Below are 10,301 nucleotides of genomic sequence, written 5' to 3'. Positions count from 1 at the left end.
GGACCGAGGGCACCTTGTCCCCCGCCACCACGACCACCGCCTCGGCGTCCCGTAACAGTTCCACTGCCTTGTCCTGGTTCACGGTTGCCGAGTACGTCCATCGGTCACTCAAGGGTGGTGTGACGGCTGGGCGGCCTCCGGCCAGGCACCAGCGGACGTCATCGATCGTTATGTACCTGACGTCCGCGCCGGGGCGTGCCCGGCGCAGTGCCGCGTAGGCCTGCCGCACGTAGGCGGACAGGTACGGCGGGACGCCCAGACCGCTGGGCTCAACGGTGTAGCAGTCCAAGATCACCACAGGAGCAGTCACGAGAACTCCTCTCGTACACCGGTTCATCGGGCCAGGCCGCTCGTGTCGGTGTGGGCGGCCGCCCGGCCCGACACAAGCAGTCTCGCCCGCTGCTCAGGCGAGAAGCGACAAGGGCCAACATCCTCTTGCAGAAGTTGAGTTGGAGACAGAGAGCAGTTCAGTCAAGCATCGCCTGCCCGCTTCACGAAGAAGGCAAGGACGTAAGCGGAGTGAGGGGTTGCCCCGCACACCACCTGCTGGGCAGGTCCTCGGCTCCGGTGCCAGATCCATCCCCCGACCTGCTTGTCGGGGGCTGAGCAGGAAGGCGCGCCGTGCGGCCCTGGGGGGCGGCCGTGCTGGTCGATCTAGGGTCACGGCGGCTCATGCCGGAGCCGGTGACCGCCTCGGACGATGAGGTCGAGGACGGTTTCGGGGTGGCACAGGTCGCGGCAATGACGAGGTGGCGTTACCCAGTAGGGGCCGGGTGGCTCGGTACAGCCGAGATCTGGGACGCCAAGGTAGGTGACGGGGCCGAGGTACGAGATCTCGGTGGTGCCGCTCCAATGGCTGCCCGGATGCCAAGGGACGAGTGCCCAATAGGTGGGGCCGACGGCGCATACGTCGTGGATGACTGGTCCGCGCACCTGTGCTCCCACCGTATCCGCGACGGCTTGGCGGTCATCGGTGCCGACGGCGGCGTGGATGATGACGCCGGGAATGCGTACAGCTGCGAAGCGCCGGCCGAGCGACAGCAGGGCCACCCGATGGGCGGCCCATTCAGTGCGGGCCTGAGCAGGAAGGTCGTGCGCGCCAGCCAGCCAGGTCCTGATGGCGTGAGGTGGGTCGGTCTGTCCACTGCTGTCGCCGGGGAGCACCGCTGACGACTGCGGCATCGATGTGGCAGGTGGCCGCGCGGGCCTGCCTTGCTGCATTCGTCGCTCCCTCAAGTGTGGGCCGTCTCCTGGTGAGATGGACGACTCCCCGGGGTTGTGCCTGCCATCGACGCTAGGCGCGCGGAGTGTGACGAAGCCAGTGGTGTTCACGAATGTTCGCGCTGGCTGGTTCGTCCAGTTAGCTGGCGGGTTTCTCGTCTTGACCGTGGCATTGGTTGGAATGAGTGTGTGTACATCCGTGCACATTCACAGCGTTGGAGGTCGAGGTGTCATTACGGTTCATCGGCATCGACCCGAACACTGGGCAGGGTGAGAGCCCGACCGTGTGGGTCGATGAGAACAGAGGCGAACTCGTCATCCAGGGGTGGAAGCCTGATGAGGCGACGGAAGCCGAGTGTGCCGCCTTTGAGATGCCCGGCCACGCGGTCGGCATCCCGGAGCATGAGCAGGTCGTGCGGGTGCCGGCCCGCATGGTGTCGATTCTGAGGGAGGCGTGTGATGCCGCAGAGCGTGCCCAGCTTCGCTGAACTGCTGGACGGTGCACGCGAATCGGCCCTTCACCTGGAAATGCGCGATGCCTACGGGGTGGCCGGCGAGGCGGAGGCGCTTGCCCGGTGGAGGAAGACCGGCGAGGTCGACACCGACCCCGCCTCGCCGTACTGGCGGCCGTGGGTGGAACTCGTGCGCCGTACGGTCGCGCGCGGTGTGGTCGTGCGGCGGGCGCGGATCGTGTCGGAGCCGGTGAGCGACTACGTCCGGTACGAGCACGCGGGCACGGTCGTCAACCTTGCGGCCGGCGAGCAGGTGCGGTGGCTGCCCCGCCGCCAGGCATCCGATATCGCTTTGCCGGGCAACGACTTCTGGCTGGTCGACGGTCGGCTGATCCGCTGGAACCACTTCACCGGCGACGGCGCGTCGGCCCCCGGGGAGATCAGTCAGGATCCGGCCGCCGCCCGGCTGTGTGCCGATGCCTTCAACTCCGTCTGGGCCAGGGGTATCCCGCACGACGAGTACAAGATCTGCTAGCACGACACGAAAGGGTCCAGCCGCACCACATGGCCGCCTCACCGTCCTCCTCGGCTCAGGCCGCCCGCGAACGCGTCGCACGCCGCTTGCGCGACCTGCGGGCCGAATCGGGCCTGACCGGGACCGAACTCGCCGCACTGTGCGGCTGGACCCACCCCAAGACATCCCGTCTGGAAAACGCCCGCACAGCACCCACCCCCGACGACATCCGCCGCTGGTGCCACGCATGCGGCGCCGACGACCAGGCCGAGGGCATCATCGCCGAGTCCCGCGATGCCGAGACCGCCTACACCCAATGGCGGCGCCAAGTCCGCAGCGGATTGCGCCGGCTCCAGGACAGCTATCTCGAGCTGTACCGGAGCACGGCGCTGTTCCGCATCTACTCCTCGACCCTCGTGCCCGGCCTGCTGCAGACCGAGGGCTACGCCGGGGGCATCCTGCACACCAGCGCCCGGCTCCACGACGTCCCCGTGGACGACAGCGCGCAAGCGGCCCGGGCCCGCGTCGAGCGCAGCCGGATCATCCACGAACCCGGACACCGGCTCGTGGCGGTGATCGAGGAAGCAGCCCTGCGCCACCAGGTCTGCGATGCCGACGCAATGGCGGCCCAGCTCGGCTACCTCCTGACCGCCGGCGCCCTCCCCCAGGTCTCCGTCGGCATCATTCCCTTGGCCTCCCCCTCACGCGGGCAGTGGCCCCGTGAGACCTTCCACGTCTACGACGACCGACTCGTCAGCGTCGAACTCGTATCCGCCCGCGTACGGATCACACAGCCGGACGAGATCGCCCTCTACTTGAAAGCGTTCGAACAGCTACGTGGCGCGGCCGTCTACGGAGCTGAAGCCCGGACCCTCATCGCGCAGGCCATCGACGCTCTTCATTGACCGCATACCGAGCAGAACGCTTGTTCGGGGCGAAGATGCGGGACAACGCTGCGGCTGGCCTCGTGGTCATGGGTGCGAGTGCGGCGGAGGGCTGACCCATGGTGGTGGCATGGTCAGGAGCAGGTTCAGGAGAGCTGTGACGGCGTGCGAGGCGGCGGCAGGGCAGGCAGCAGTTCCCACAGCGGCCTCGAGCCCGCGGCCCACGACGCCAGTACGTGGCGGTCGACGAGGTGCAGCCGCTGCTGCCGGGCGAAGACGCGGCCTGGTTCGGTGATTCTTCCATTGATCACCATCACCACGACATCACCCTTGTGGACCGGGCGGCCTGTCCCGTTGAGCACCTGCAGTTCCGGGGTGCCCACCGGCGCGCCCTGGAGGCCGCTGCGGCGGTGCTTGCACTGGATCACCCAGGACCGCCCCAGCGGGTCGGTGGCCTTCACATCCGCACCCAGGTCGCCTCGCCCGCCGACCTGAATGGCATCGCTGCAGCCGTCCCGGTGCATCAGATCGCGTATCGCGTGCTCGAACTGCCGGTGGGACAGCGCATCCAGCTGTGCCAGCTGATAGCGCAAGGCCTGTGCTCGGGCCCGTTCCTGCTCCGCGTGCTGGGCCCCCTGGTGCCACCACAAGATGCCGCCCAGGACCGCAAGGACGGCCGCGATAAGCAGCAGCCACCTTGGCGCGGGAGGCGGATGCGTCCAGCAGGTCAAGTCCCAGGGTTTCAGGAGGCGGCGCTGCTCGGGGTGGAGGTCATCGGCACGGTGGGCTTGGGTGACAAGCCACTCCCCCGCCGATGAGGAGGCCGCGTTCTGTTCTGTCTGCCTGCGGGCCGCGTGGTAGGCGCGCTGCCAGGTGATCGGCCAGGGTGGGTTCCACCACGGGTCCAGGGCAGTGAGGGTGGCGGTGCGTTCTGCCGTGAGGTCGTGGGCGCGGGTGCGCTGGGTGGCCAGCCAGCGGCCGAGGGGGAAGCCGTCGTGGAGGTAGTCGACCGGGACGGCGAGGTGGCCGTTGCGGGCAACGTAGGCAGTGGCGTAGGCCAGTCCCCGCTCGAAGGCCTGCTGGCGAGGGTCCCAGATGATGCCGAGGCGTTCAAGGGCCTGGGCGCGTGCCGAGTCGAGGACACCGGTGGTATGCAGGTGGCACTGCCAGGTGAGCCAGCGGCCGAGCGGGTAGCCCGTGGTGTCTTCGTAGGCCTGAGGGATGTCGAGGTGGTGGTGGGTGCGGTGGTAGCGGCGGGCGGTCATCAGGCCGCGGCGCCATTCGGCGCTCTTGGAGGCCAGGACCCGAAGCGAGAGGGCGAGGGCGACTTCTTCAGCCTGGGTGGGACGGTCGAAGTGCAGCCAGGCGTCGGGGTCCTCGCCGGGCATGGTGGGGCGGTAGGTTCGGGGGTCGGCGAGGCGTGCTTCGAGGCGGTCGTCGTGGGTGCGCAGGACCTGGATGGCAGTGGAGGTGGCCGAGGGCGACGTAGTCGATGCCGTCGAAGACGTCCGCGCCGACGTAGGCGACCCCGCCGACGCTGATGTCGCGTTCGCTGGCCGACTCCTCCACCCGGTCTTCCTCGCTCTGGCCGGTGCCGGGGGTGACAAAGGCATGAGCGAGAACGACGGAGCGGGTCCCGGCCGGCCGGCGGTCGGTGAGATCGGCGTGGATCTTGTCCAGGGCTGCGGTCAGCACCGCGCGATGGGAGGCGGCCTCTGCCTCAAACTGGGTGCGGACCATCGACGGTTCGAGGTAGGGGATGCCGTACACGGCGACCGGGCCGTCGGGATCGTTGAGGACGACGGGACGGCGCAGGTGTCCGGGTCGGTGCGCAGGTGGATCCCGGCGCGGGCGAAGAGCCCGGATCCGACGCCGAGGTGGTGGGCGGAGTCGTGGTTTCCGCTGATCATGATGATCGGCACGCCGAGGTCGGCGAGCTGGTGCAGGGCGCGGTTGAACAGGCGCACGGCGTCCAGGCTGGGGATGGCACGGTCGTAGATGTCGCCGGCCACGAGGATGGCGTCGACGGCCTCGGTGCGGGCTGTGTCAGCCATGTGGTCGAGGAAGGCACGCTGGGCGGGGATGAGGTCTTCTCCGTGGAATCGGCGGCCCAGGTGCCAGTCCGAAGTGTGCAGAAACCGCATGAGCACAGACCGTAACTCTTGGGGCAGTGGCTACGGGAGGTTTTCCCGATAAACAGTCCTTTTTCCGGGGCCGCTGAGGTGGTGCAGGAATCTGCTGCAGGATCTGCCCGCGGGCTCGGCGGCTGTCCGGCTGGGCGGTGAGGAGGCATGGGGATGACCGGCGCAGGTGGCTGCTGTGCACGTCACCGCATCACAGCGGGCCGGCCGCTGCCGCCTTGTCGCACAAGCTGCAGTGGACTGTCTCCCGGGCTGCGGGAGCACAGCCCGTTGGTCGATTGAGCAGGCGGACGGCACGGCGGTGGCAGGCGATCTCCGCCTCAGTCCGGCCAGCGGCCGAGATCAACCCCACCGGCTGACGGGTCAACTCGCGCGGAGCGGGGGTGGCAGAGGTTGGTTGGCGTGCAGTGTTCCGCGGACCATGCGCAGCGCGCTGTACATGCCGGGGTCGGGGTCGTCCGGGTCGAGGCAGTATTCCTGAGGGGTGTCGAGCACCGTGCACACTGAGCCGGGACCAGCAGCGGAGGAAGCGAACAGCAGGCCGTCGACGGGGTGCTGCCGGTCGAAGACTCTCAGCAGGTATTCGGTGACGATTTGTGTGGGTACGTAGTCGAGGTGCTCGCGTCCGTCCGCGCCAGCACTGATCTGCTTCACGAACTCATGGAGGAACATAAGCGCCCGTCGCAAGTGAGCACGGTCGGTGTCGAAGAGGGACGGGACCGGATCGAGAAGGGTGAAGTCGACCACCCGGAACGGACCGGTGGTCTCGAAGGCGGCCGAGGTGACGTAGGAGATGTGGTCGGAGGCGTGCCGAGTCACTTCCTGAACGGCAGCCTCACGGCTGTCGGCTCCATAGAACAGCGGGATACCGGCCGGACTCATCCGGTTGGGCTGTCGGGCCTGTTCGGGCAGTGCGGTACCCAGCATCCGGGCGCTCCACTGCTCCTCGACCCTCGCGTGCGCACGCGCACGCCACAGCCGGTGCCCGGGCGGGAGCTCCCGTACGAGGCCAGCTTCTGGTAGGAGCCGGCCGAGCGTCTCCAGAACGTCGGCGGCGCGAATCTCGCCGCCGCCCAGGAGGTCCTCGTCACGGTCGGGCGGCGCCAGCCAGAAGACGTTCCGGGTGCGGTACTTGACCTGGTGGCTGAAGCGCTGCCAGCCGTCGAGCAGCGCCTCGTCCTCGCGCGGCGCGATGAAGTCACGCTCCACCCAGACGTCGTCATACCGGGCGGCGTCGCGGACGGTCGCCTGCAGTTCCTCGCCGCGTAGGACCTCCGCGTGGCAATCAACGAGATCGGGGCCGTCCCAGTGGCGGGTCGGTACAAGTTCACCCTCGAAGTAGGCGGACTCGTCACCGGCCAGGGCGTATTCGGTGCGCAGCCCGTCGAAGAATGCCTCCAAGAGGCTGTCGATGGGAGCAGCAGGAGTGCGTTCGCAGTAGTCGCAGGCATCTTCGTCGTCGGCATCCGCACGGATCTTCGCAGCGAGGCTCTCGTCGTCGACGCACCCAGCACAGACGTACCCGTACTGGTCGTCCCATCCCTGCTCTGTCTGCGTTTGCCACACGTCACTCGTTCCCACGTTCGACACGATAGCCCGGCATGTTGTACGACGTGGGCGAGGTGAGGGGCGAGGAACTGATGGGCAGTCGGGGCCTGGCTGTGGGTGTAGCGGTCCGCGAGAGACATACACCAGATCCAACGTGGCAATCTCCAGGGACTCGCGTCCAGCGCCCTGCCGAGGAACCTCCGGCCGGGAACTCAAAACCACTGCCAAGGGGCGGCAAGTCACTCAGCCTCAAGGTAGGACCAACCGGCGTTCAAGCGGTGACACCAGCACCCTGACCGATGCCGACGCAGCCGACGACGGCACCGTGGATCTCACCGCGACGTTCGGCAGCTACCTCGCCGACCGAGGCACTCCCGGGCAGAGCGCCGGCGAAAATGGTGGCCGCCTTCGCCGACCGCCTCGCCGCGCCGGAGTCCACGCCGCTCGCCTCCCCCGCCATGGTCGCGGTGCCCAAGTCCCAGCAAATCCATTCCCTGGCCGGGATCTGGCGCATCGACCAGTTCATCGGCGAAGCACCGGGGGACGCCTGGCAGCGGCTGTCCTGCGGCAACGGGGCCAAGAGGCCGCGGATCTACGGCTGGGCCGCGGCCAGACTGCCCGCCAGCCTGATCTTCGACCCCGACCCACCACCGCTGAGTTGCCGCTCAGGTGTGGTCGATGCCCTTGCGGCGGCGGACAACTCGCCAGACGATCGGACAGATACCGAGCGGGCCGAACTCGTCCAGGGCGCGAAGGTCCGATATCCCGCGGCGGAGCAGTAGGTAGGCGGGTCACCAGGCTCAGGCACTCGCCTATCGGTCGATGCTGCGGATGGCCGGCATGAGGGGCTGGTCTGATCGAAGTAGCCTGAGCGGACTGCTGGTCTTCGTCAACGGATCTCCTGGATCCAGGACAGGCCGCCGAGGTCCAAGCGCCGATAGCCTCTGGTGACGGCTACGTAAGCGCGCCGCCACACTGTCCCCGGAGCAGGCAGAGCTGCTCTCCGCCCATCGGCATGCACTGGTCATAGCGGCGTAGGACGGGCCGTGGGGCCGAGCAGGATGCCCCTACCCGGCCCCACGGCCCTGCACCAACAGGTGCTTGGACCGCCACTATCTGGTCAGCGCAGCATGCGCAACCGCAGCAGACCTCACAACGGGACCCCATAGCGGGGATGAGATGTACTCAGCATCTGTTTTTCCTGTCCCTTCTCTATCGAGCAAGAGGTCGATGGCAGATGCAAGCTCCGCCATAGCTTTCACCTCTTCCTCCGATCGAAGCACAGTTCCCATCGCTGATTCCGGATCCTCTAGGACCAAGGTGTCATCGTAGAGGATGTGTAGATTCATTTCGAAGTCGTCATAATACCCCTCATGAGGATAATCCATATCGACCCAGACTCTCCTTTGATACTCTTCGTCAGACAGAGCCTGAACGGCCGAAAGCACGTTCCTTCGCATCTCCGGGAACGACACATCATTCACCTGGGAGAATTCCATGATTTCCATTTCAGCCACTCTTCAAGCGGTATGTGCGCCTCGTAGGCGTTAGATTTAATATCGCCCTCGATCGGCTTACCATTTCGCCCGAGAATCTTTCCGCCAGAATTGATCACCACGTGATCAACCTGTTGATACACCTGCGAGTTGTTCAAGTTTCCCTGATCGATCCTAACCCCGTTACCCTTACCATCGTTCCACCGCCACCCGATTCCCTTCTTAGTGGCTTTCCCCGCACCGAAGGAATCCGGCACCTTGCTGGTTGCGGACTTAGGTATCCAGTCGGGCGCCGAAGAAGCGCCACCTTCACTTGCGGCGCCGTCTGCTTCACGGAAGGCTTGGCCCAGCTTGTCCGCGCCCGAGTCGATCATCTTCTTGCCGAAGACCACGGCTCCGGCACCGCCGGCGATCGAGGGGACTCCTACTTCGCACAGCACTGCGGTGCCGCATTCGACTACGCCCGAGGCACCAAGGACGACACCGCCGCCTGCACTGAACCCTCCGAGGAGGGTGTCCCCGAGGCCCGACCAGAAGTCAACGTTGTGCACCAGGCTGGAGATGTAGTTTCCCACGGAGCTTTGGGAGTCCCCCGGTCCTGTTACCGGGAGGCACTGCTGGCCAGGGCCGGAATATTTGCATTCGTACTGGATTCCGGAGCCGACCGACGGAGACTTACCACCGTTCCTCTTGTGCGCGGTGCCAGATTTATTGTATTTAGTCTGGCCGCATTTTCCGTGGTGGCAGTAGTTGCCGCCCGTGTTTCCTGGGTTGACCGGGCCATCTGTGATGATCTCGCCCGGCTTGTCGTCGTCGAATACGACGCGGCCCTTGGGTACGCCGTAACCGCAGGCATCAGCCATGCACATGCCCGACGGATCGGACATGGTAACCGGTGTGTTGTTGGCGTAGGCGTAGCCGTTGAGCGACTGGTGCTGGTCCAGGACCAGCATGGGGTCGACACTGATGAACTGGCCGGTGGTGGGGTCGTATTCGCGGGCGCCGATGTGGGTGAGGGCGGTGGTGTCGTCGGCGGGTTTGCCGAGGAAGGCCTTGTCATCGGGCCAGGTGGTGGGTTTGGTGCCGCGGGGGGCGCCGAAGGGGGTGCTGTAGCGCTTGGTGAGCGCGTAGGTGCCGGCTTGAAGGGCGATGCTGGAGGTGCCGTGGTGGTCGGCGGCCAGGAAGCTCAGCTTGGTGCCGGTGACGCCGGCGGTGGCGGTGCGGACGGCAATGGTCTGGCCGTTGGCCGTGTAGTAGCGGGTCGCCGAGGTTGTCTTCGTGGTGCCCTTGGTCGTGACGTGGAGTTCCGTGCCGGCGCCCAGGTAGAGGACGGTCTCGCCGTCGCCCTTGGCGCGGCGGATCAGCAACTCGCCGTTCGCGTCGTAGAGGTAGCCGGTCTCCTTGGTGCCCTCGGTGAGTTTGGCGAGGTCGCCTTCGGTGTTCCAGGTCAGCGTCTGCTGGGCCGTGGGGCCGGGGCGGGAGGTGGTGTTGCCGGCGGCGTCGTAGGAGTAGGCCGCAGTGCGGGTGCCGGTGGTCTTGTCGAGGGTGTGGGGCTTGGTGTCGGCGGGGTCGTTGTAGGTGTAGGTGGTGGTCTTGTCGCCGGTGGTGGTGTGCTGGGTCTCGGTCTTGCGCTGGCCGGCGCCGGTATAGGTGTACGACGTCCAGTAGGGGGCCGCGCCGTCGAGGTTGGCGAGAGTGCGGCCGGAGGAGGCGCAGTCCGCGGTCTTGGGGGTCCAGGCTTCGGCCAGGCGGCGGTTGCCGTCGTAGGTGAAGCACTGGTTGTCGGCCTTGGCCGTGCCGCCCAGGGTGGTGGCGTCAGTGATAGAGGTGACGTTGCCGGCGTCGTCCTGGGTGAACTTCAGCTCCTGCGGCATGTAGCCGTGCACGTCGTCAGTGACGTAGGAGCGGGTGAGGCGGCGGGTGCCTTCCTCGTAGTCCCAGTTCAGGTAGGCCTTCTTCGCCGACGACGTCCCGTCCATGCCCAGGGTGAGCTGGCGCAGGTCGCCCTGCGGGGAGAAGGCCGCGCCGTGCAGGTAGCCGGTGGT

The 10,301-nt window shown here is 66.9% G+C and carries 8 protein-coding genes and 4 pseudogenes; 4 read left to right on the top strand and 8 right to left on the bottom strand.

Features of this window, described 5'->3' with window-relative positions:
- Both ABD350_RS37730 and ABD350_RS37725 read right to left on the bottom strand, forming a co-directional pair.
- Positions 1–310 (bottom strand): annotated as a pseudogene (locus ABD350_RS37730) (radical SAM protein); the annotation flags it as partial.
- 350 nt (positions 311–660) lie between these two features.
- Positions 661–1,221: a hypothetical protein gene (locus tag ABD350_RS37725; protein WP_344353963.1), complete on the bottom strand. Its 561-nt coding sequence runs from the start codon at positions 1,219–1,221 to the stop codon at positions 661–663.
- Between the two features lie 227 nt (positions 1,222–1,448).
- Here ABD350_RS37725 and ABD350_RS37720 point away from each other — a divergent pair, with 227 nt between their 5' ends.
- From ABD350_RS37720 to ABD350_RS37710, 3 genes are read left to right on the top strand one after another with little or no spacing between them, the layout of a single operon-like run.
- Positions 1,449–1,709, top strand: a complete 261-nt coding sequence (locus ABD350_RS37720; RefSeq protein ID WP_344353967.1) for a hypothetical protein — start codon at positions 1,449–1,451, stop codon at positions 1,707–1,709.
- Positions 1,681–2,208 carry a DUF6879 family protein gene (locus ABD350_RS37715; RefSeq protein WP_344353962.1) on the top strand — a complete coding sequence of 176 codons (528 nt, stop codon included), beginning with the start codon at positions 1,681–1,683 and terminating at the stop codon, positions 2,206–2,208. The genes ABD350_RS37720 and ABD350_RS37715 overlap by 29 nt, the downstream gene beginning before the upstream one ends.
- Positions 2,209–2,237: 29 nt before the next feature.
- Positions 2,238–3,092 carry a helix-turn-helix domain-containing protein gene (locus tag ABD350_RS37710; protein WP_344353960.1) on the top strand — a complete coding sequence of 285 codons (855 nt, stop codon included), beginning with the start codon at positions 2,238–2,240 and terminating at the stop codon, positions 3,090–3,092.
- A gap of 125 nt (positions 3,093–3,217) precedes the next feature.
- Here the strand turns inward: ABD350_RS37710 and ABD350_RS37705 are convergent, their stop codons facing one another.
- From ABD350_RS37705 to ABD350_RS37690, 4 genes and pseudogenes are all read right to left on the bottom strand, one after another.
- Positions 3,218–3,802: a restriction endonuclease gene (locus ABD350_RS37705; RefSeq protein WP_382467054.1), complete on the bottom strand. Its 585-nt coding sequence runs from the start codon at positions 3,800–3,802 to the stop codon at positions 3,218–3,220.
- A gap of 183 nt (positions 3,803–3,985) precedes the next feature.
- Positions 3,986–4,459, bottom strand: a pseudogene (locus tag ABD350_RS38150) (helicase associated domain-containing protein); the annotation flags it as partial.
- 76 nt (positions 4,460–4,535) lie between these two features.
- Positions 4,536–5,215: pseudogene (locus ABD350_RS37695) on the bottom strand (metallophosphoesterase family protein); the annotation flags it as partial.
- A gap of 360 nt (positions 5,216–5,575) precedes the next feature.
- Positions 5,576–6,793, bottom strand: coding sequence for a HEPN-associated N-terminal domain-containing protein (locus ABD350_RS37690; protein WP_344353958.1), 1,218 nt, complete (start codon positions 6,791–6,793; stop codon positions 5,576–5,578).
- Positions 6,794–7,218: 425 nt separating this feature from the next.
- Here ABD350_RS37690 and ABD350_RS38145 point away from each other — a divergent pair.
- Positions 7,219–7,410, top strand: a pseudogene (locus ABD350_RS38145) (IS701 family transposase); the annotation flags it as partial.
- A 462-nt stretch (positions 7,411–7,872) separates the two neighbouring features.
- On the opposite strand, the gene ABD350_RS37680 reads toward ABD350_RS38145, so the two are convergent.
- Together ABD350_RS37680 and ABD350_RS37675 are read right to left on the bottom strand one after the other, a co-directional pair.
- Positions 7,873–8,259 carry an SCO4402 family protein gene (locus tag ABD350_RS37680; protein WP_344353954.1) on the bottom strand — a complete coding sequence of 129 codons (387 nt, stop codon included), beginning with the start codon at positions 8,257–8,259 and terminating at the stop codon, positions 7,873–7,875.
- Positions 8,241–10,301: RHS repeat domain-containing protein (locus tag ABD350_RS37675; RefSeq protein WP_344353952.1), on the bottom strand; the 2,061-nt coding region annotated here is incomplete at its 5' end. The genes ABD350_RS37680 and ABD350_RS37675, both read right to left, overlap by 19 nt.

It is taken from the genome of Streptomyces nogalater, assembly GCF_039532885.1.
Taxonomy (GTDB): domain Bacteria; phylum Actinomycetota; class Actinomycetes; order Streptomycetales; family Streptomycetaceae; genus Streptomyces; species Streptomyces nogalater.
This window is presented reverse-complemented; position numbering and strand designations above follow the sequence as displayed.